Source organism: Idiomarina aquatica (genome assembly GCF_004362895.1).
GTDB lineage: Bacteria > Pseudomonadota > Gammaproteobacteria > Enterobacterales > Alteromonadaceae > Idiomarina.
Genome location: NZ_SNXI01000015.1, coordinates 1 through 20,077, shown reverse-complemented (window position 1 = coordinate 20,077; position 20,077 = coordinate 1). Strand labels below are relative to the sequence as shown.

Annotated in this window: 18 protein-coding genes; 9 read left to right on the top strand and 9 right to left on the bottom strand. The window is 47.9% G+C overall.

Going from position 1 to position 20,077, the window contains the following annotated elements; genetic code table 11:
* Positions 1–9 precede the first annotated feature (9 nt).
* On the top strand, positions 10–408 hold the full coding sequence (locus DEU29_RS10380; RefSeq protein WP_133540289.1) for a YbaN family protein: 399 nt from the start codon (positions 10–12) through the stop codon (positions 406–408).
* Positions 389–1,147, top strand: a complete 759-nt coding sequence (locus DEU29_RS10375; RefSeq protein ID WP_133540288.1) for a HesA/MoeB/ThiF family protein — start codon at positions 389–391, stop codon at positions 1,145–1,147. Before DEU29_RS10380 ends, DEU29_RS10375 begins: the two co-directional genes overlap by 20 nt.
* Here DEU29_RS10375 and DEU29_RS10370 read toward each other — a convergent pair.
* Positions 1,144–2,346: an NnrS family protein gene (locus DEU29_RS10370; protein ID WP_133540287.1), complete on the bottom strand. Its 1,203-nt coding sequence runs from the start codon at positions 2,344–2,346 to the stop codon at positions 1,144–1,146. The genes DEU29_RS10375 and DEU29_RS10370 overlap by 4 nt on opposite strands.
* 307 nt (positions 2,347–2,653) lie before the next feature.
* On the opposite strand from DEU29_RS10370, the gene DEU29_RS10365 reads away from it, so the two are divergent.
* Positions 2,654–5,323, top strand: coding sequence for a nitrate/nitrite transporter (locus tag DEU29_RS10365; RefSeq protein ID WP_133540286.1), 2,670 nt, complete (start codon positions 2,654–2,656; stop codon positions 5,321–5,323).
* A 27-nt stretch (positions 5,324–5,350) separates the two neighbouring features.
* Positions 5,351–6,382, top strand: coding sequence for a tellurite resistance/C4-dicarboxylate transporter family protein (locus DEU29_RS10360; protein WP_133540285.1), 1,032 nt, complete (start codon positions 5,351–5,353; stop codon positions 6,380–6,382).
* On the opposite strand, the gene mog is transcribed toward DEU29_RS10360, so the two are convergent.
* The 3 genes from mog to ubiU are packed head-to-tail and all read right to left on the bottom strand — an operon-like array spanning position 6,383 to position 8,815.
* Positions 6,383–6,916, bottom strand: coding sequence for a molybdopterin adenylyltransferase (gene mog / locus DEU29_RS10355; protein ID WP_133540284.1), 534 nt, complete (start codon positions 6,914–6,916; stop codon positions 6,383–6,385).
* 24 nt (positions 6,917–6,940) lie between these two features.
* Complete coding sequence (locus tag DEU29_RS10350) at positions 6,941–7,819, bottom strand: U32 family peptidase (protein WP_133540283.1); 879 nt, start codon at positions 7,817–7,819, stop codon at positions 6,941–6,943.
* Positions 7,820–7,822: 3 nt separating this feature from the next.
* A complete protein-coding gene (gene ubiU, locus DEU29_RS10345) occupies positions 7,823–8,815 on the bottom strand; it encodes a ubiquinone anaerobic biosynthesis protein UbiU (RefSeq protein WP_133540282.1) in 993 nt (330 codons plus the stop codon).
* Positions 8,816–8,925: 110 nt separating this feature from the next.
* Here ubiU and ubiT point away from each other — a divergent pair, with 110 nt between their 5' ends.
* From ubiT to DEU29_RS10330, 3 genes are all read left to right on the top strand, one after another.
* Entirely contained in the window at positions 8,926–9,423 is a 498-nt protein-coding gene (gene ubiT / locus DEU29_RS10340; protein WP_133540281.1) for a ubiquinone anaerobic biosynthesis accessory factor UbiT, read from the top strand.
* A 33-nt stretch (positions 9,424–9,456) separates the two neighbouring features.
* Positions 9,457–10,818 carry an oxygen-independent coproporphyrinogen III oxidase gene (gene hemN, locus DEU29_RS10335; protein ID WP_133540280.1) on the top strand — a complete coding sequence of 454 codons (1,362 nt, stop codon included), beginning with the start codon at positions 9,457–9,459 and terminating at the stop codon, positions 10,816–10,818.
* Positions 10,819–10,897: 79 nt separating this feature from the next.
* Complete coding sequence (locus DEU29_RS10330) at positions 10,898–12,037, top strand: cytochrome P450 (RefSeq protein WP_133540279.1); 1,140 nt, start codon at positions 10,898–10,900, stop codon at positions 12,035–12,037.
* A gap of 53 nt (positions 12,038–12,090) precedes the next feature.
* Here the strand turns inward: DEU29_RS10330 and nhaD are convergent, their stop codons facing one another.
* From nhaD to nrdG, 4 genes are read right to left on the bottom strand one after another with little or no spacing between them, the layout of a single operon-like run.
* Positions 12,091–13,524, bottom strand: coding sequence for a sodium:proton antiporter NhaD (gene nhaD, locus DEU29_RS10325; RefSeq protein ID WP_133540278.1), 1,434 nt, complete (start codon positions 13,522–13,524; stop codon positions 12,091–12,093).
* Positions 13,525–13,552: 28 nt separating this feature from the next.
* Complete coding sequence (locus DEU29_RS10320; RefSeq protein WP_243734561.1) at positions 13,553–14,035, bottom strand: ribonucleotide reductase subunit alpha; 483 nt, start codon at positions 14,033–14,035, stop codon at positions 13,553–13,555.
* 28 nt (positions 14,036–14,063) lie between these two features.
* On the bottom strand, positions 14,064–15,902 hold the full coding sequence (gene nrdD, locus DEU29_RS10315) for an anaerobic ribonucleoside-triphosphate reductase (RefSeq protein WP_133540277.1): 1,839 nt from the start codon (positions 15,900–15,902) through the stop codon (positions 14,064–14,066).
* Between the two features lie 11 nt (positions 15,903–15,913).
* Positions 15,914–16,372, bottom strand: coding sequence for an anaerobic ribonucleoside-triphosphate reductase activating protein (gene nrdG / locus DEU29_RS10310; protein WP_133540276.1), 459 nt, complete (start codon positions 16,370–16,372; stop codon positions 15,914–15,916).
* A 322-nt stretch (positions 16,373–16,694) separates the two neighbouring features.
* Here nrdG and DEU29_RS10305 point away from each other — a divergent pair, with 322 nt between their 5' ends.
* A complete protein-coding gene (locus DEU29_RS10305; protein ID WP_133540275.1) occupies positions 16,695–18,935 on the top strand; it encodes a nitric-oxide reductase large subunit in 2,241 nt (746 codons plus the stop codon).
* A 75-nt stretch (positions 18,936–19,010) separates the two neighbouring features.
* On the top strand, positions 19,011–19,283 hold the full coding sequence (locus tag DEU29_RS10300; protein WP_133540274.1) for a hypothetical protein: 273 nt from the start codon (positions 19,011–19,013) through the stop codon (positions 19,281–19,283).
* A gap of 6 nt (positions 19,284–19,289) precedes the next feature.
* Here the strand turns inward: DEU29_RS10300 and tmpT are convergent, their stop codons facing one another.
* Entirely contained in the window at positions 19,290–19,928 is a 639-nt protein-coding gene (gene tmpT / locus DEU29_RS10295) for a thiopurine S-methyltransferase (RefSeq protein WP_243734560.1), read from the bottom strand.
* Positions 19,929–20,077 lie beyond the last annotated feature (149 nt).

The window sequence follows — 20,077 nt, the reverse complement described above, 5'->3', positions numbered from 1 at the left end:
ATGGAGTTAATGACCACCATGTTTTGGCGCTGCTTAGCGCTTGTATTTGTCGCCGTAGGATTTGTCGGCTTATTACTGCCGGTTATGCCGACGGTACCATTTTTAATCGCCGCGTTGTGGGCGGCCAGTAAGGGCTGGCCATCATTGGAAGAAAAGTTATTAAACCACCCCAAATACGGCCCTGATATTCGTGCCTGGCGCGAAACACGCAGTATTCGACGCAACGCCAAGTGGGCCGCTAGCCTGATGATGCTCGGCGGCTATATTATTCTGTGGTTTATTCCCACCCCGCCGGTATGGGCTAAGTTAACCGTTGGCGCTGTTTTACTCATTGTCGGCGTATTTATCTGGACCCGCCCTGAACTCTTTAACGAAACAAGTCTGAATAATGAAAACTCTGACTCGTGAACAACTCATTCGCTACAATCGCCATATCGTGCTCCCCGCTATCGATTTAGAGGGCCAGGAGCAATTACTCGACAGCCACGTATTGGTTATTGGTGCAGGTGGCCTCGGCTGCGCCGCTCTGCCTTACCTGGTCAGTTCCGGTGTGGGCAAAATCACGGTTATAGATGCTGATATTATCGAAGCCAGTAATTTACAGCGCCAGCCCCTGTTTACTGAGCAAGACATAGGTAACAACAAGGCGGAAGTTGCCGTCAAACGTCTTAAACAATTGAACAGTGAATGTCAGTTAACGGCCCTCAACCAATGGGCTGATGAAGCCGTGTTAGCTAAACACGTCGATGCTTGTAATTTAGTCGTCGACTGTTGTGATAACCTCGCTACCCGCAATTTAATCAACCAGCAATGCCTTGCTGCGGTAACGCCTTTGGTATCAGGATCCGCCATCCGTTTTGAGGGACAAGTGGCCGCCTTTAAAATGGATGGCAAATCGCCGTGTTATCAGTGTTTAAGTAGTTTGTTTGGCGAGCAAACGTTAAGTTGTGCTGAGTCCGGCGTAGCTGCTCCCTTAGTCGGTACTATAGGGAGTATGCAGGCATTAGAGGTGATTAAAATTCTCAGCGGTGCCGGTGCACCGCTGTATGGTCAACTATTAATGTTTGACGGGCTCAGTGCGGACTGGCAGCGCTTTAAAATTGCCCGGCATCCACACTGTCCTGCATGTTCGGCAATCCATCCTTAACCAGGGTTGCCGTCTGCTCGCGGTGTTAAAAATACTTTCAAATAAATCGCAATAAAGATAACCAGCGCAAACGTCCAGGCTAATGTGCTAATAAGAATCCAGTCTGTAATCCATTGCGGAAATAAACTAACGCCGACGACCCGCATTAATGCAGAAATAAACATTAATGCAAACGCCACTGACATTATTGGTTTTGGCTTTAGCGGTCGGCCGCTATGGCCTAGCGAAACCCGCGCCATCATTGCCAGGATCATGTTACCCATTGCGCCAGCGGTTAACGCATGCATTGCCGTGCTGCGCGTGATTTCGACACCCCAATAATGTGCCGCGAGCAGTGCCAAACCAAGAGGAATGAACCAATAAGCCAAGTGAATAGACCAGAGCAGAGGAACTTTAAAAGTAATCCATGTCTTCCAGCGCAACACTCTTAGGGTGTGAGCAAGCGCCGTTAACGCAAATAGAGCGCCAAGCCAAACATCGGCTATATACAGCGTCAGGTTAAAAAAGTGAACCGCAAACAGAACCCAAAGTAGCCCCAGGGCGGTCTTTTCCAGCCAGGCAATAGGCATGACTTTTTTAGTCATCGTGCCATTGGCTGTAAACATCGGCATTACACGCCCACCAATGATCGCCATCAATAAGGTGACCAAAAACACGCCATTGTAAGCACCAATGGTTTGCCATTCGTACTGATTAAAGGCATAACCCACGTGCATTAGCCCGCTTGATACGGCGAGCAATAGCAAAATAGGAATAAAGAATAGGTTTCGTGTTTGATTAACCGCTAATACCAGACGCGCAAATAAAATCGCAGCCACAGGCAATAACGCTACGTCTACAGCAGCAACCAGCCACCAAGGCAGGCCTTGCCCGAACAACATCAGCAACCTACCCGCACTCCATAATAGCGCTAAAATCAATAACGTCGGCCCGTGTGTTGCCCGCATCCCGGTCCAGTTTTGCACTGCTGTTAGCAAAAAGCCCAGAACGATAGCGACGACAAACCCATAAAGCATTTCGTGGCTGTGCCAAAATAGCACATTACCGTATACCGGCAACTGGATAGCGCCAATAAGCACCAGCCCCCACAATAAAATAGCTAACGCACTAAAAATCGCGCCCAACAAAAACATCGGCCGATAGGCTTGCCGTAGGATGGGCGCCATCGCCATTTCTTTTTCGTGCTGTGTTACTTGCATAGTCAACGCTCTGATTATTTAATCTTGCTTTATGGTACATTTATAATGCATATTATTGAAAGAGCATACTAGCAAATATAGTGAAGTACCCCAAAGTTTATGCCTCCTTGGCTTTGTTTTTTAAAAATACCCACAAAGAGTTAAGAAAACGCCAAAATTCGCGGCTTGTATCCATAACCCCGACACCCTTTTTTAGGTACTGTTGATTATCCGTGACCTGTCTATAGCTATTTGATAATAAAGTATTTTATTTAAAAACCTCGTAAAGTAATGCCATCGAATATAGGGCTATTTAGGAGGTTTCTTTATGAACCAGTCCGTCACCACGTCCCCGGGCCAACGCAACTATGCGCTAATGCTTTCGACGTTAGCATTTACGTTGTGTTTTGCCGTATGGACAATTTTTTCCATTATCGGTATTCAGATAAAAGAAGACTTTAACCTGACCGATACTCAACTTGGTTTGCTCATGGCCACCCCAGTACTGACCGGCTCTATTAGCCGCATGTTCCTGGGGATATGGACTGACCGTTTGGGCGGTAAAAAAGTCTTTGCCGTTTTAATGCTGCTAACCTCAGCATGTGTTTACTTGCTGACCTTTGCCAACAGCTACATTATGTTGCTAATCGCGGCACTCGGTGTCGGTTTAGCCGGTGGCTCGTTTATTGTCGGTGTGACGTACACCGCCGCCTGGTTTAACGACGTCAAAGAGAAGCAAGGCACTGCGCTGGGTATTTTTGGTGCGGGCAACGTGGGTTCGGCGGTAACCAACTTCGGCGCGCCGTTTTTATTGATTGCATTGGGTTGGCAAGGTACAGCGCAAATTTATGCGACCGTATTGGCTATTGCCGGTATCTCATTCTTCGTCCTCGCCAAAGAAGACCCGCTTAAGAACGACCGAGCTGCCAAGCAACAACAAGGCTTCTGGGAGCAGTTATCGCCGTTAAGCGATTTGCGTGTTTGGCGCTTCTCGCTTTACTACTTCTTCGTATTCGGTGCGTTTGTAGCATTGGCCTTATGGCTGCCGCATTACCTGATTGGTGTGTATGAACTGGACGTAAAAACCGCCGGTATGATTGCGGCACTGTACACCATTCCGGCGTCACTGTTCCGTATTTTGGGCGGTTGGATGTCAGACAAGTACGGTGCCCGTCGAGTCATGTACTGGACCTTTATTGCCTCCATTATTTGTACGTTCCTGCTGAGCTACCCCAGCACTGAGTACGCGGTTAAAGGTATCGACCAGACTTACAATTTCCAGTTTGAAATTACCTTAGTCGGTTTTGTGTTTTTAACCTTCGTGCTTGGCTTCTTTATGTCACTGGGTAAAGCGGCAGTGTTTAAGCACATTCCGGTTTACTATCCGAAAAGCGTCGGTGCCGTCGGTGGTGTTGTCGGCATGATCGGTGGTTTAGGCGGTTTCTTGCTGCCACTGACCTTCGGTATGCTCAATGACGTTATTGGTGTATGGCAAAGTAGCTTTATGTTGCTGTTTGTGATTGCGACCGTTTCGCTGCTGTGGATGAATGCTGCCATTGTTAAAGCCGAACGCGTTGAGTACAAAGAAGATCGCGAAGAACGTGATCTGCCGGAACTTTCCACACCAAACTCGATGGTACTGGATGACTGGCGCCCGGAAGATAAAACATTCTGGGAAGAAAAAGGGAAACGAATTGCCAGCCGTAACCTATGGATTTCCATACCCAACCTATTTTTAGCGTTCGCGGTGTGGACCATCTGGAGTATTCTGGTGGTTAAAATGCCTGCGCTGGGCTTCCCGTATAGTCAAAACGAACTGTTCTGGTTAGCCGCCCTGCCCGCGCTTTCCGGTGCGACTCTGCGGATATTCTATAGCTTCATGGTGCCGATATTCGGTGGGCGACGCTGGACCGCGATATCCACCGCGTCTTTATTGCTACCGTGTATTTGGATTGGCTTCGCCGTTCAAGACACCGATACCCCGTACATGATCATGCTGATTTTAGCCTTATTGTGTGGCTTCGGTGGCGGTAACTTTTCATCCAGTATGTCGAACATCAGCTTTTTCTATCCACAAAAAGAAAAAGGCGGTGCATTAGGCATGAACGCCGGCTTGGGTAACCTGGGTGTATCCGGTATGCAGTTACTGGCGCCATTAGTTATTGCTGCGAGCGTATTCGGTGGTATTGAAGGCGACCCGCTGGTCATTCAGGAGGGCGCCAATGCTGGTCAGGAAATCTGGCTGCAAAACGCAGCTTTCTTATGGGTGCCTTTGATCATTATCGGTTCTATTGCGGCCTGGTTCGGCATGAACGACATTTCGTCTGCGAAAGCCTCATTCAGCGACCAGGCGGTCATCTTCAAACGCTTCCACAACTGGATAATGTGTATCTTGTACCTGGGAACTTTCGGTAGCTTTATCGGCTTTGCCGCTGGCTTCCCTCTGTTATCCGGTATGCTGTTCCCGGAAGTTGACCCAACCGCTTATGCCTTCTTAGGACCACTAGTGGGTGCGCTAGCACGACCTGCCGGGGGCATTATTGCTGACAAGCTGGGCGGTGCTCGCGTTACTTTCTGGAACTTCCTGTTGATGATTGTCGGTGTTATCGGTGTTATTTACTTCTTGCCGATAGCGGGTACCGAAGGTAATTTCTGGGGCTTCTTCTCCGCCTTTATGGTGTTGTTTATTGCCACTGGTATTGGTAACGGTTCCACTTTCCGTATGGTACCGGTCATCTTCCTGAACCAGCGCAAACGTGAGTTAGGTGATACTGACGAGGCCATTAAGCAGGGTAATAAAGAGTCCGCAGCCGTTATCGGATTTATATCGGCATTTGCAGCCTATGGCGGCTTCTTTATCCCGAAGTCCTATGGTACTTCAATAAGCCTTACCGGCGGAGTTTCTGCCGCTTTGGTGAGCTTTATCATCTTTTACGCAATATGTGGTGTGATAACTTGGTGGTTCTACTCTCGTAAAAATGCACCTGATCCTTGCTAAGTGAAGCAAGGCTCAGGCGGAGACGTTATGAGCCTACTTGATAAATCAAAAGACTTGTCACCAGCCTACTTTGGGCTGGTGATGGCCACAGGAATTATCGCCATTGCTGCACACCAGCAGCAATGGCCTTTTATTGCCAAACTTCTTTTTTTCGTTTCTACACTCAGCTGGGCAATTTTAACTTTTCTATACAGCTACCGCGCCATCCGTTTTTCCAACGAGTTCTTCAGTGATTTAGTCAGTCACAACAAAGGCCCAGCATTTTTTACTGCCGTTGCCGGAACCACCTTGGTCGGCAGTCAGTTGCTTATTCTTTATGACAATTACTGGCTAGCTTTTAGCGCCTGGGTAATCGCATTACTGCTCTGGATTATTCTAACCTATACAGTTTTTACCGCATTGACGATTCGCCGTAACAAACCGTCACTAGACAAAGGCATTAGCGGTGCTTGGTTATTGGCTGTAGTTGCAACACAGGCAGTTGCCGTACTCAGCGCTTATTTAGCGACACAAACTGCACAACCCTGGAAACTCGAACTTAACTTTCTGGCACTTTCTATGTGGCTTTGGGGTGGCATGCTGTACATCTGGATGATGTCGCTGATTTTTTATCGCTATACGTTTTTCCAATTCGTGCCCAGTGATCTGGCGCCACCGTATTGGATAAACATGGGTGCAATGGCTATTTCAACGTTAGCGGGTTCCTTGCTAATTATTAACTCACCGAAAGCCCCCTTTCTGGAAAGTCTGGTCCCCTTCATTAAAGGCTTTACCATTTTCTATTGGGCGACTGGCAGTTGGTGGATACCCATGCTGCTTATTTTGGGTGTGTGGCGACACGTCATTCGGCGTTTCCCGTTTGCCTATGACCCACTTTATTGGGGAGCTGTGTTCCCATTAGGTATGTATTCAGCTTGCACTTATGTCATGTTAAAAGCCATGCAATTTTCGTTTTTGGACGCCTTACCGACAACCTTCTTCTATATAGCTTTATGTGCCTGGACGGTAACCTTTATCGGATTATGCCGAAGCCTGCTACGACTCCGGCATGGCACATAACTACTTATTCTTAGGACGGAAGGGTTTAATCACCGTTTCATCGCACTCCAGATAAGGGCCTTCCATCAAATCTATACAATAAGGCACTGCCGGGAATACCGCGTCTAAGCACTGACGAATGGCTTTAGGTTTACCGGGTAAATTAATAATCAATGAAGACCCTCTTAAGCCCGCAGTTTGGCGTGAGAGAATTGCGGTTGGTACGTATTTTAACGATTCTTGTCGCATTAGCTCGCCAAAGCCCGGCATCATGCGGTCGCAAACCGCTTCAGTTGCCTCGGGAGTTACATCGCGTTTAGCCGGGCCAGTACCACCGGTAGTCACCACCAGACAACAACCTTCTTTGTCCACCAGCTCTTTTATAGTTTGCGCAATAAGCGATTGTTCATCTTCAATAACCCGGTACACCGGCTTCCACGAAGACGTTAAATAGTCGTTTAGTGTCGCCTCAATTGCCGGACCTGAGATATCCTCATATTGACCCCGACTGGCGCGGTCACTGACTGTAATAATTCCAATCCGTGTTGTTTGCATAAGCTCCCTTATCGTTAACGCTGATTAGCCTGCTTTTACCATACCAGCAAGCTGTAACCAATAGCCATTGCTCTCACCCTGTGTTAGCGCAATCGGGTTGTCGCCGCTCATATTCGCTTTAAAACGGTCTACCCATTGCAGCGTACCCTCGGGTTGCGGGCTAATACGAATGCGGTCGACTAATCCTTTCATGGTGGGCAGTTGATTAATTAAGTTGTAACGCGAACCTGATTGCGTTTGAATACCATTCAATACAAACACTTGTTTACCGTCCTGGCTTTTAACGGTGCGACCTTGCGGGTATTTAATACAACAAAGTTCACACTGATCCTTCGGACGATTTTCAGAACGAGCGGTAAAACACCGTCCTGACCAAGCCAAGGGCATATGTCCAAACGCAAAAACTTCAGTTTGGAACAAACTGCGCACACTGCTTATCCGGGGCTGCTTTAAAATATCTGTCAGCCACTGTTGTGATAATTCATAGGGCGTTACCCAATGATTCATTCCCATATCCACAAAACGCCTCAGCGCCTCGTGATTGTATATATTAATCGCTGAGCCAACAGTAAAGTTGACTCCGTGTTCGCGTAAGTAAGGAATGGCGCCAACGTCATTGGCCTCTACCTCGAACTCACCGTTGTCACAATACTTTGTCATTTGCGCCAGCTCCGCCGGCGCTTCTAATAGCGTCATCGTAGACAGACAGACTTGTTTACCTGACTCACGCAGTTCATGTGCTATTTGCAGGTAATCTTCCAAGCCCAACTCTCGACGCTTACTACAGACAGTTTCGCCCAGATATACACGGTCGATAGTATCCGACTCGGCAACCTGGCGGTAGAACGCTTTGACCTTTGCCTTTGGCCAAAAGTATAAAATAGGTCCTAATGCGATTTGCATAATTTATTTCCACTTCCGGTGATAAGCGCCAAGGGTGGTTTGGCTTCCTTCAGATAACGAGGCCAGCACTCGATCCCACTCTTGTTCAACGCTAAAGTTTTCGGGCTCCTGCATGACGCGATCGATCGCCTGGCGCCAAACTTTAGTAATCTGCGCTACGTAGGCGGGGCTTCGCTGTCGCCCTTCAATTTTTAAAGATGCGATACCTTCTTTATACAGTTGCGGTAGCAGGCTAAGGGTATTTAAGCTGGTGGGCTCCTCTAGCACGTTGTAGAGTTCATCATCGACGCTAAAACGCCCCTTACACAAGGTTGGATACCCGGCATTTTCGCCGTCGCCAAAACGGTCAATAACAACGCCATTTAAACGGCTTTCTAAACGGCTACCCTGATGCTCCCATTCAACATAGGCTGCGGGCGAACACGCACCCGCCGTGTTAGGTGATTCACCGGTCATATAAGAACTCAGGTAGCAACGTCCCTCAGCCATGATGCACAAACTACCAAACGCAAACACTTCCAGTTCGATGTCGGTAGTTCTTGCCAATGCTCTGACTTGTTGCATCGACAGAACCCTGGGCAACACCACTCTCGAAATGCCATATTGTCGGTAAAACTCTATCGCGCCGGCGTTAGTCGCCGAGGCCTGAACACTAAGGTGACGTTCGATCCGGGGATAACGCTCAGCGGCATAGCCCAGTACCGCGATATCCGATATAATCAGCACATCCGCACCGGCAGCAACGGCGCCATCAACGGCATCCCGCCATTTATGCCATTGGTTGGCATGCGCAAATGTGTTAATCGCGACATGCATCTTTTTGCCATGGCGATGAACATAATCGGCTGCCTCGGCAAGCTTCATCGCGTTCAAGTTTAGCCCGGCAAAATGGCGCGCGTTGGTTTCGTCTTTTAAGCCGACATAAACGGCATCAGCACCGTTTTCTATCGCCGCTTTTAATGCCGGAATACTGCCCGCTGGGCACAATAGCTCCATAATCGCCTCAATTTTTTGCTGTGTTTTTTACTTAAGTTAAGAATTACTCATTCGATAGCGATTATTATAAAGGCACATTTTAAATATTTATTTAAAAGGGAGAGATTTTAATGGATACCAACAACGGGGTAATGCGCTTACTTAACCAATGCGCTAAGGCACATCGCTGGCTACCTGAAAACGCTAAATTCAAACCCTTTGAGCAGCTGTTAAACCGTTTGTTCAGACAAGAAGTCATCGATGATGAACTGGCGTTTTTAACCGACAAAAACGTACTCATCACGTTTTCTGATATCGATTTAAGCTTTGCAATAAGCCTTGAAAATAAACGCATTAAGGTGAATCCACCCCGGCAAAGTAGCGATGCCAGCATGAGCGCAAAAAGCACCGACTTCTTGTTGTTAATCCACAATAAGGTCGATCCGGACACACTATTTTTCCGACGCCAACTACGGGTTGAAGGTGATACAGAGCTGGGCTTATCACTTAAGAATTTTCTTGACACTATTGAGGTAGATCAAAAGCTACCACAGCCAATTTTCAAACTCGATGATAAACTGGCGTCCTATTTACAGCGCCGAAAAGATGGAATAATAACGGCATCTTAAAACGCGTTAGTTGACACCCGTCAAGAGGTCGATATGTCAGTCATTCAATGGGATAAAAAACTAATCGATAAGTACAATATTAACGGCCCCCGTTATACGTCTTATCCAACCGCATTGATGCTCACTGAACAGTTTGACCATCAACGCATTAATCAGGCACTTAGAACTGCGGGCGATGAGCTGTGCTTATACCTGCACCTGCCTTTTTGCCACAAGCTCTGCTACTACTGTGGCTGTAATAAAGTCATCACCCGCCACCAGCACAAAGCCGACAAATACCTGGACTATTTGGCAAAAGAAATGGCGATGTATCAGCCAATGGTTGCAGACAAACGAATCCGGCAAATTCATTTAGGCGGCGGCACGCCGACCTTCTTGACGGAGCAACAACTAACTCGCTTGATGGGGCTGGTACATCAACATTTCAGTTTTGTTGACAACGCTGAAGTCAGTATCGAGATTGACCCGCGCAGTTGCAGTGACGATAAGTTACGACACCTGCGCACGCTGGGTTTCAATCGCGTTAGTTATGGCGTACAAGACTTTGATACCAAGGTACAAATTGCAATAAATCGAGTGCAAGATGTCGACTTAATTCGCCATCAGCTTAAGCTCAGTAAAGAGCTGGGCTTTGATTCAATCAACCTCGATTTAATTTATGGCTTGCCTTACCAGCAACCGGAGACCTTTAAAAAGTCGATTGAGCAAGTTATCGAGATGGATCCGGATCGTATTTCGGTATTCAGTTATGCGCATTTACCGCAACGTTTTGCCGGCCAGCGTAAAATTCCGGAAGAGTCTATTCCGCAACCGTCCGTTAAGCTCAGCTTATTAGAACAGGCGATTACCCAATTAAGCGAAGCGGGTTATCAGTTTATTGGCATGGACCACTTTGCCAAGCAAGACGATGGCCTGGCTGTTGCGCAACGCGAAGGACGTTTACAACGTAACTTCCAGGGCTATACCACAGACGGTCAGGACGCTTTACTGGGCTTGGGTGTGTCATCCATCAGCCAGGTTAACGGGGTACTTTGGCAACACGAAAAAGAGCTGCCAGCTTACTATAAAATGATTGATGAAGGTCACCGCCCCATCATTAAAGGCATGGCACTAACTGATGAAGATAAAATGCGTGCGGCGCTGATTTCGCAAGTGATTTGCCACTTCGAACTGGATGTCGAAGCCTTCAAAGAACAATGGGACATCGACGATTTCTGGGCTCACTTTGCCGAGGCCATACCGCTATTAAAACCGTTCATTGAAGATGGTTTAGTCGACGTATCCGACAAAAAACTTCGTGTTACCGAATTAGGTCGCCTTTGGGTGCGTAGCATCTGCGCTTGTTTCGACGAATACCTGGATCACGGCCAAAACCGCTACTCAAAAGTGGTTTAGCGGGCAGAGTTGGGCTGTGAAATACCCAACCCATCAACGCCTTTCCCAGCCCGCCTTGTCAGATTAATTAGGAGGTTGTATGAAAGATTGTCGTTGGGAGTCTGCCGAACAGCAGGATCAGGTTGCGTCACTTGATGAGCTTAGGCAAAAGTGTCCTGTTGCCCAAAGTAAGATGCTAGGTCATGCGGTACTAACGCATAATGATGTCCGCTCGGTTATCGAAAATCATGAAACGTTCAGCAATGCCGCAGGCTCCCACTTGTCGGTTCCAAACGGGATGGATCCGCCGGAGCATGGTATTTTTCGAGAAGTGATTGAGCCGTACTTTAAGGCTGATCACTTACGGGATTTTGAACCCACTTGTCGGCAAATTGCTCAGGATATTATTAGCAGAATTACACCGAATACATCATTTGATGTTGTCAGTCATGTCGCAAAGCCTTTTGCATTACATATTCAGTGCGCCTTTCTCGGTTGGTCTGAATCACTAACAGGAACATTAGGCGAGTGGCTTGAAGCCAACCAGCAGGCCATTGTGAATAACGATAGAGCAACGTTAAAGCAAAAGGCAGATGAGTTTGAAGCATTGATTCATGAACAGCTCGACGTTCGCAGACAATCAGGCTCAGCCAAAGACGACAATACATGCCGCCTAATGCATGAAACAGTCACAGTGAATGGCGAAACGCGCCACCTTCACGAAGCGGAAATTGTCAGCATTTTACGCAACTGGACCGCTGGCGAAGTTGGCACCATTGCTGCAGCCATTAGCAGTATTTTCTACTTCTTCGCAGAAAATCCACTTGTTGTAGAGCAAATACTCAACGGCAACTTAAGTACCGACGACGCCATAGACGAAATACTACGCATTGACCCTCCACTTATTTCAAACCGCCGTCGCGCAGTCAAAGACACAGAAATATCCGGCTGCCCTGTCAAAAAGGGCGAAAAAGTGACAGTGCTCTGGGCCTCAGCCAACCGTGATGAGTCTGTATTCGGCAAAGCCAATACATTTAACCCCGAACAAAACAAAGCCCACAACCTACTTTACGGAAGAGGTGTACACGTATGTCCCGGTGCACCGCTAGCCAGAATGGAACTGCGTATATTCACTGAAGAATTACTAAAACACTTTGGGGAGTTCGAGGTTACCGACGCACCTATACGAGCTAATTACCCTTCCGGTGGGTTTCGCAATTTATTGATGAAATTGGGCTGATAGGTAAAATGCTCCTCAGGGCAGCAGTTCTGCCCTGAGTGAGCCACTTTCGCCTAAATATGAAATGTTACCTCGTTCAGCCACAGATGCAGCAGTATGCTTGCTATGTAGCCTAGTGCAATAACCGGTGTCCATTTTAGATGTGAAGCAAAGGTGTAGTAGCCGCGCGCCTGGCCCATTAAGGCAACGCCTGCTGCTGAGCCGATGGAAAGCAAGCTACCGCCGGTGCCGGCTGTCAGCGTAATCAGCAACCATTGACCATGAGACATTTCAGGTTCCATCGACAATACCGCAAACATCACCGGGATGTTATCAATCACCGCTGATACGATACCCAGAATACTGTTCGCCATAGTATGGCTGAAATCACCATACAGGGTTTCGGACAGTAAGCTCAGGTAGCCCATAAAGCCGAGCCCGCCGACGCACAATACAATGCCGTAGAAGAACAGCAAAGTATCCCACTCGGCGCGAGAGACCCGACTGAAAACGTCGAAAGGTACGATGCCACCGAGCTGCTCGAGGCGCTTCTGATCGCCGGCACGTTCGGCCATTGCGCGTTTACGTGCAAGCGATCCCGGCAGGGTCATACGCAGGAAGTAACCAAAGAACTGTAAATAGCCCAAACCCATCATCATGCCCAATACCGGCGGCAGGTGCAGCCAAATATGGCAGGCGACAGCGGTGGCAACGGTTAATAAAAACAATGAGGTGATACGCAATGCACCACGCTTTAACTCCACTTCGGTATGCAAGGTACTGGGCTTTTTGTTCTCGATAAACAAGCTCATGATTAGCGCCGGTACCAGGTAGTTGACGACCGATGGCAGGAATAGCCGCAGGAACTCGGTAAAGGTGACTTGCCCGGCTTGCCAAACCATTAGCGTGGTAATATCACCGAACGGACTAAACGCGCCCCCCGCGTTGGCCGCAATCACAATGCTGGTACAGCAAAGTGCCACAAACTTTTTGTCATCTTCGGCAACCTTCATGATCACTGCACACATCAACAATGCGGTAGTTAGATTGTCGGCAACCGGTGATATAAAAAAGGCCAGCCCGCCAGTTATCCAGAATAATTTGCGGTAGCTAAAGCCTTTTTTCAATAACCAGGCACGTAGCGCATCAAATAGCCGCCGCTCTTCCATCGCATTGATGTACGTCATCGCCACCAACAGGAACAGCATCAACTCAGCAAATTCAAGCAAATTGTGCCGGAAAGCCTCTTCTGCCATCGGGGCTTTCTCGCCCGTGTAAACAAAGCCAATGAGAATCCAGATAACACCCGCAGCGACCAGCACGGGCTTAGACTTTCTCATGTGTAACTTTTCTTCACCCATCACCAGAATGTAGGCAAGGATAAACACAACAATTGCGGCGAAACCAATGTTAGTCGAGGTGAGATCGATACGGTCAGCAGAGGGCTCTGCTGCCAGTACTGATACCGAGAATAGCAACGAAATAACGGTAAGCAGTAATTTAGTCATGGCGCTATTTAAGGCGCAGGCGGTAACACTACATCACCTGCACCAACTCTCCTTGTTTGTTAACGGTTAAAAAGTGTTTGATCATGCCCGCTTGGATCTGCTGCACCATCATTTCCAGAGGTTGTGTGGCTTCGTCACTGGACACCGGATGTCCGCCACGGCCATCCATTGCACTGATAAAAGCAATATCCCAGTCAATATCGGTGCGCTTGGATTCTTCAACCAGCGTTTGAAAGTCCTCAATCTCTTCGGGTAGTTTGTCGACACACAAAACTGGCTCTAAATTACCACCTGCCTGTTGCTCAAACTGTGCTTTTTGCGCCTCTGTAGGCTGATCCGGCATTTGTGCCTTTGCCAATACAAATAAAAGACGTTGCGGTTCCGGCTGTTGTTTAGCCATTTGAATAAATTCTTGGTAGCTGTTGATTTCCATTGGCTCACCTCGGGTTTTGAAATGCGCGCGAATAGTAGCACAAACAACTGCCATAAAGGCCAGGAAAAAGAGGGACATGATGTCCCCCCTTGGTGGTAGCTAGTCATTAGCCTGCCTGCCGCATACCTTGGTTAGCTTGTGCTGCGCCCACCGCCACCTCGGATGGTTGATTACGGTGATAATGGCGTAAGGCATGTTCTTGACGACGCCCCGAGCTAAAGGCTGACACCCGTTTAAGATAGCCGATCACCCGGGTGCCATAGTCGATGTCGCCAGAACCGCAGCTGGAGCATTCTGCCAGGGTACGCTTGTCGATATGTTCGCAATCATTACAAATGGTAATTTTTACGTTGATGCAAAAATAGTTACAGCCCGATTTTGCTGCGAGATTTATTAACGACAAATAGCCATCCATGGTTAACTTTTCGTCCAGGTTAAGGTGCAATGCCGATCCACCGTCTAGATAGTCGATAAGTTCGCGTCCATGCAGGATGAACTTATCTAAGGCATTAGTCTGTTCGTCTTCAACCACATAAAAATAGGAGTTATAACACTCGCGCGGGACTTTATAGCCATCGGCCTTATCCCACTTGGCATTTTTAACACCGAGGTTCTCAGCCGGCACGAACTCGGTATTAAACAAGTAACCATATTCCTTTTTACCGGCTTTGTTTGCGTCATAGATAGTTTTCAAATGCGTTTGCACAAAGGCTTTGTACTCAGCATTGTTACCTACCGTAATGCCTTGTGACTCGGCTGCCTCAGCCATACCATTAATACCAATAGTCAGAAATTGTTTATCCAGACTGATAAAACCAGCGTCATAAACCGTCAACAACCCCGCCTCTTTGTATTCATCCATCATTTTTCGATAAGCCACCTGGTACTTATGAATTTTTTGCACCTCTTCTTCTAGATCGCGACCATCTTGAATTAAGCGATTCATATTTAACGTGATCACGTTTATCGAGCCTGTCGCAACACCACCGGCTCCTAACGTATAACTAAAGGTGTTATCACTGATCTCGTTACGTAAACGACAGCATGAAGCAAGTGAGTCGGCGTTATCCGAGAGATAGATGAAAAAAGAATTGCCCTGCGCTAACTCTGCCGCCATTTTTTTAGCAAAGGCTTGGTCTTTGCACTGTCCGTCATCTGTTAGCATCGCAACGGTTACTACCGGAAAGGTGAGGATGGTTTTCTCGCGCTCTTTGTTAAACCAATCCAGGAAGAAGTCCTGCAAGGCACTGACGGAATGCCACTGCGGTTTAGTAAAGTCAGCCGGAAAGACGAAATCGCCAAACATTGACTCAAAATAGTGCTGGTCATAAATCGAAATATTCCAGAAGACACTTTGGTAACCGCGCGCAGCGGCCGGTTGATTTAGTGCGTACACCACGTGTTGCAGGTGGTTTTCGATTTCGTGGCGATGCGTGGTTAGATAATCATCGCCGTAATCTTTGCGCGCAAAATAATCAAAATACGTTAAGAACTCAACGGTAGCCACCGCACCGGCAAACTGCGAACTCACGGCAAAGACGAAGTTTACAAAGGTACCGCAGAATGACTCTAAATGCTGAGGCGCTAACGACTCCCCGCCAAGTTTGGTCAACCCGTCTCGTAAAAACGGGTACATTGTTACCGAAACACAGTAGGGTTTAAGGCTGGTTTCGTCGTGCACATAAATCTCATGGTCTTCAATCTGGCGGACGTACTCGTTAGCCAGGTCATCATCAAATAGCTCTGCGATCTTGTTGCTGACTTGCTTCCGGTTTACCTGGACAAAAAAGTCTTTCATCAATTCAGCTTCTAACGTGGCTATATTTTTTTGCGTGACATTGGCATTAGCGTCCATCTTTGAGCCATCGGCTGCATTTTGTGCCTGCAAATACTCTTTAATGTAGTTAACTTTGCCACTGACTTGTTGTTCGGTTAAGCGCAACATGGTTGTTCTCCTTATTGGAATTTTACGTTCAGCAAGGTTTCAGAGCGCAAGTCATAAAACCGTTGGTTAGTCCTAGGACTGTCCAGGCCGCCTAACGCCTTTTTCCAGGGGCCCGTTTTTAAATAATCCAGGTGTTTGCGGATAGCTAAGTCAACCTCTTCGTAACCGCTATAAAGGCAGGTTTTTACGCCTTCCTGTTGTGCCAGTTTCAGCATCGCTATCAACATGCCGGGGCGCCATTCGCCGCCCATAAATGCCAAGCAAGTAATGTAGCCACGATAGCGTTCAAGCTGTTGAGCCAGATAATCTAAGGTCAACTCCAACCCGGTACCGACTGCCCAGGTATCAGCACTATGACATCCTTTGCAGCCAACCGGGCAACCGGTCATGGTATAAGCCAAAGAGACTTCACCCGGCACTTCCTGGAATACCACCTCTTCGCTGCAATAACGAAATAGCCCATCACGCATAAAACACCATATATAGTTAATTTTTGTTATCCGAACACTAGATATTGTGTATTAGACTAGACTCTCGTCAGCCGTTTGCGTTGATTCATGTCAAATTTTTATGAAGCTGACGTTTAGTCGCTGAGTTCCCAATACTTTTTAAATTTGGGTTGATTTTACCCTCGGGGTGTTTATCACCCTTACGGGTTTGGTTTTTTTTACCCATAAAAAATAAAGATTAAATATTTCAATGGTTTATGTTCAGGCACGTTTATTGCTCTACCCAACTGCTAGTAACCAAACATTCAAGTTAATCAAAAAGAAGCAATTGAGGGAGTCGTAGATGGCTGGGTATCGCAAACTTTGGTGGACGCTGATTGCAGTGCTTGCAATTACCTTTGGTGTCCTGGGGTACTTTGGTACCGAAGTGTACCGGGAGGCACCGCCTATTCCGGATAAGTTCATGAGTACCGACGGTAATGTCATTGCAACCAATGAGTCTGTTCTTGACGGACAAACCGCATGGCAGTCGGTCGGTGGCATGCAGTTAGGCTCGATTTGGGGCCATGGTGCGTATCAAGCACCGGACTGGACAGCTGACTGGCTGCACCGTGAGCTGCTGGCCTGGTTAGACATTCGGGCGCAGGAAGTTTTCGGTAAATCATATGACGAACTTGACGGTGTTCAACAAAATCAACTCGAGTATGAGTTGAAACAAGAGTACCGTACCAATACGTATGACAAAGCTTCTGACACGGTCATTTTAAGCGAACGTCGTATTCAGGCGATTGAACAAACCGGCGAGTACTACTCAAAGCTGTTCAGTGACGACCCTGAGCTACGCCCTACCCGCGTTAGCTATGCCATGAAGGAAAATACACTGCCTTCGGCTGAACGTCGTGCGCAAATGAATGACTTCTTCTTCTGGACCGCATGGGCAGCTGCGACTGAACGTCCTGATGCCGATATCACTTATACCAACAACTGGCCACACGAAACACTGATCGACAACGTGCCGAGTGCGGAAAACATCATTTGGTCTATTGTCAGCGTCATTCTCTTAATCGCTGGTATTGGCTTCCTGATTTGGGCGTGGGCATTCTTACGCGACAAAGAGGAAGAAGAGCTGGTGGCGCCAGAGCATGATCCGATTTCTAAGGTTAAGTTAACTCCATCACAAAAATCCCTGGGCAAATACCTGTTCATTGTGGTGGCGCTATTTACTCTGCAGGTTTTATTAGGAGGCGTAACCGCCCACTACACCGTCGAAGGGCAAGAGTTCTACGGTATTAACCTGTCTGAATGGTTCCCTTATTCACTGACTCGTACCTGGCACATTCAGGCGGCCATGTTCTGGATTGCTACCGGGTTCTTAGCCGCAGGTTTATTCCTGGCGCCGATTATTAACGGCGGTAAAGATCCTAAGTACCAAAAACTTGGCGTAGACGTCTTGTTCTGGGCGCTGGTGCTGGTCGTCGCAGGTACCTTTATCGGTAACTGGTTAGCCATTGCGCAAATCATGCCTGAACACCTGAACTTCTGGTTAGGTCACCAGGGTTATGAATACGTCGACTTAGGTCGCTTATGGCAAATTGGTAAGTTCCTCGGCATCGTCTTCTGGCTGGTGCTGATGATGCGCTGTGTCGTTGGCGCCTTCAAAGAGAAAGGCGACAAGAACTTACTGGCATTATTCACCGCCTCAGTCGTTGCCATTGGCCTGTTCTACGGTGCCGGCTTCTTCTACGGCGAACGCACTCACATTTCTATCATGGAATACTGGCGCTGGTGGATTGTTCACCTTTGGGTAGAAGGCTTCTTTGAAGTATTTGCTACTGCCTCACTGGCGTTCATTTTCCATAGCATGGGCTTGGTTTCTCGCCGCATGGCAACCGTTGCAGCGCTAGCGTCAGCGTCATTGTTCATGCTTGGTGGTGTACCGGGTACCTTCCACCACTTGTACTTTGCCGGTACAACCACACCGGTTATGGCCGTGGGCGCTACTTTCTCAGCATTAGAAGTGGTACCGCTAATTGTGCTGGGCTATGAAGCCTGGGAAAACTACAGCCTGCAAAAACGTGCAGACTGGATGCAACGCCTTAAGTGGCCACTACTGTGCTTCGTAGCCGTTGCGTTCTGGAACATGTTAGGCGCCGGCGTATTAGGCTTCATGATCAACCCGCCTATCTCGCTGTACTATGTACAAGGTCTGAACACCACGCCGACTCACGCCCACGCAGCACTATTCGGGGTGTACGGATTCCTGGCACTGGGCTTTGTATTGTTGATACTGCGCTACATTCGCCCTAACCTGCAGTTCGACGAAAAACTGATGAAAATGGCTTTCTGGACCATGAACATTGGCTTAGCGCTCATGCTCTTCACCAGCTTGCTGCCAGTCGGTTTCATCCAGTTCTACGCAGCTGCAACTGAAGGTTTATGGTACGCACGCAGCGAAGCCTTCATGCAACAACCACTGCTGCAGAACCTACGTTGGTTCCGTACTGTCGGTGACATGGTCTTCATCGTCGGCGCGCTAGGCATCAGCTGGCAAGTCGTAAAAGGCTTAAAGCATAAATCTGCTTAACCCTTAATAAACCAGGCTTCTGCAAGTTTGTGGAAGCCTGGTTTTTCTTTTTTGGACGCGTTTACTGGAGGATGTATGAGCCGCAAACCCGATACCAAAACTACAATGTATCAGTTACTGGACGTTATTCGCGAACACATTCCTTTTGGCTTAAAAGAAGCGGATATGTGCCAGGGTATTTGCCGCGGCTGTTCGAAAAAGATGATGGAAATGCTGGATGCGGAAGTTAGCCAGTGGCAGGCCGATTTAGATAACGACCTTGCTGACCCGACGCTGGCAGACTTAGTTTTTATGGAAAAGCTGGCACGCCGCACTGAGAAGATCTTACGGCGCAACAGCTTAATGTAACTCGTTTTAACTGAGCTGATAAACCTGCTCTGTGACAGGATTATCATCAGGCTGTTCGCCGTTCACTATGCCTTCGTCAGCCTCTAACTGCTCAATACTAAAGCGCTGACCAAAACCGGATTCCACTTCGCCTTCGCTAACAGAGAACGGCGGACCGTCACGATAACCGACGGGATACTGCAAGGTAATCAGTAAACCTTGAGCTCGTTCCGGCAGAAGCTCACTGAGTTGTCTCACATAGCGGGTTCGCATTTCCGGTGGTAACGCAACCATGGCAGCGCGGTCATACCAAGCGTCGACATCGGTCAGGTCGTTACCGGTAAGGTCAAAAAAGTCACCGACCCAAATGACTAACTCATCCAGTGCGTATCGCTTAAATTTGCCCTTTTGCGTCACGGTTGGCGTTAACTCGTTGTCACTAAAAAACTGCTGTACCGCAATTTCGCTCAGCTCTATACCAAACACACGATAACCGTTGTCTAATAACCACAACATATCGTTTGATTTACCACACAGCGGCACAAATACCGTCGTACCCGGCTTGGCTACTTTCTTAAAATAGCGCCGCAGCATCTCGTGGGCTTCCGGGCGGTGAAAACCAATCTGCTGATTTTCCCATCGTTCATGCCAAAAGCTGGCTTCCATGGTGACTCCTTAAATCAAAACGATTACGACCAATAAAAAAGCACCCACGAAGGGTAATGCTTGTCAGTTAAGCTAATGGCTAGCCGCTTTATAAGGCGACCGCATCGGATAACGTTGCGGTCGCCTTTTTATTGCCCGAGGATAATGCC

What these genes read in the sequence shown, in the direction of transcription:
- DEU29_RS10380 (WP_133540289.1), top strand. Translation starts at nt 10, where the DNA reads ATGACCACCATGTTTTGGCGCTGCTTAGCGCTTGTATTTGTCGCCGTA.
- DEU29_RS10375 (WP_133540288.1), top strand. Translation starts at nt 389, where the DNA reads ATGAAAACTCTGACTCGTGAACAACTCATTCGCTACAATCGCCATATC.
- DEU29_RS10370 (WP_133540287.1), bottom strand. Translation starts at nt 2,346, where the DNA reads ATGCAAGTAACACAGCACGAAAAAGAAATGGCGATGGCGCCCATCCTA.
- DEU29_RS10365 (WP_133540286.1), top strand. Translation starts at nt 2,654, where the DNA reads ATGAACCAGTCCGTCACCACGTCCCCGGGCCAACGCAACTATGCGCTA.
- DEU29_RS10360 (WP_133540285.1), top strand. Translation starts at nt 5,351, where the DNA reads ATGAGCCTACTTGATAAATCAAAAGACTTGTCACCAGCCTACTTTGGG.
- mog (WP_133540284.1), bottom strand. Translation starts at nt 6,916, where the DNA reads ATGCAAACAACACGGATTGGAATTATTACAGTCAGTGACCGCGCCAGT.
- DEU29_RS10350 (WP_133540283.1), bottom strand. Translation starts at nt 7,819, where the DNA reads ATGCAAATCGCATTAGGACCTATTTTATACTTTTGGCCAAAGGCAAAG.
- ubiU (WP_133540282.1), bottom strand. Translation starts at nt 8,815, where the DNA reads ATGGAGCTATTGTGCCCAGCGGGCAGTATTCCGGCATTAAAAGCGGCG.
- ubiT (WP_133540281.1), top strand. Translation starts at nt 8,926, where the DNA reads ATGGATACCAACAACGGGGTAATGCGCTTACTTAACCAATGCGCTAAG.
- hemN (WP_133540280.1), top strand. Translation starts at nt 9,457, where the DNA reads ATGTCAGTCATTCAATGGGATAAAAAACTAATCGATAAGTACAATATT.
- DEU29_RS10330 (WP_133540279.1), top strand. Translation starts at nt 10,898, where the DNA reads ATGAAAGATTGTCGTTGGGAGTCTGCCGAACAGCAGGATCAGGTTGCG.
- nhaD (WP_133540278.1), bottom strand. Translation starts at nt 13,524, where the DNA reads ATGACTAAATTACTGCTTACCGTTATTTCGTTGCTATTCTCGGTATCA.
- DEU29_RS10320 (WP_243734561.1), bottom strand. Translation starts at nt 14,035, where the DNA reads ATGTCCCTCTTTTTCCTGGCCTTTATGGCAGTTGTTTGTGCTACTATT.
- nrdD (WP_133540277.1), bottom strand. Translation starts at nt 15,902, where the DNA reads ATGTTGCGCTTAACCGAACAACAAGTCAGTGGCAAAGTTAACTACATT.
- nrdG (WP_133540276.1), bottom strand. Translation starts at nt 16,372, where the DNA reads ATGCGTGATGGGCTATTTCGTTATTGCAGCGAAGAGGTGGTATTCCAG.
- DEU29_RS10305 (WP_133540275.1), top strand. Translation starts at nt 16,695, where the DNA reads ATGGCTGGGTATCGCAAACTTTGGTGGACGCTGATTGCAGTGCTTGCA.
- DEU29_RS10300 (WP_133540274.1), top strand. Translation starts at nt 19,011, where the DNA reads ATGAGCCGCAAACCCGATACCAAAACTACAATGTATCAGTTACTGGAC.
- tmpT (WP_243734560.1), bottom strand. Translation starts at nt 19,928, where the DNA reads ATGGAAGCCAGCTTTTGGCATGAACGATGGGAAAATCAGCAGATTGGT.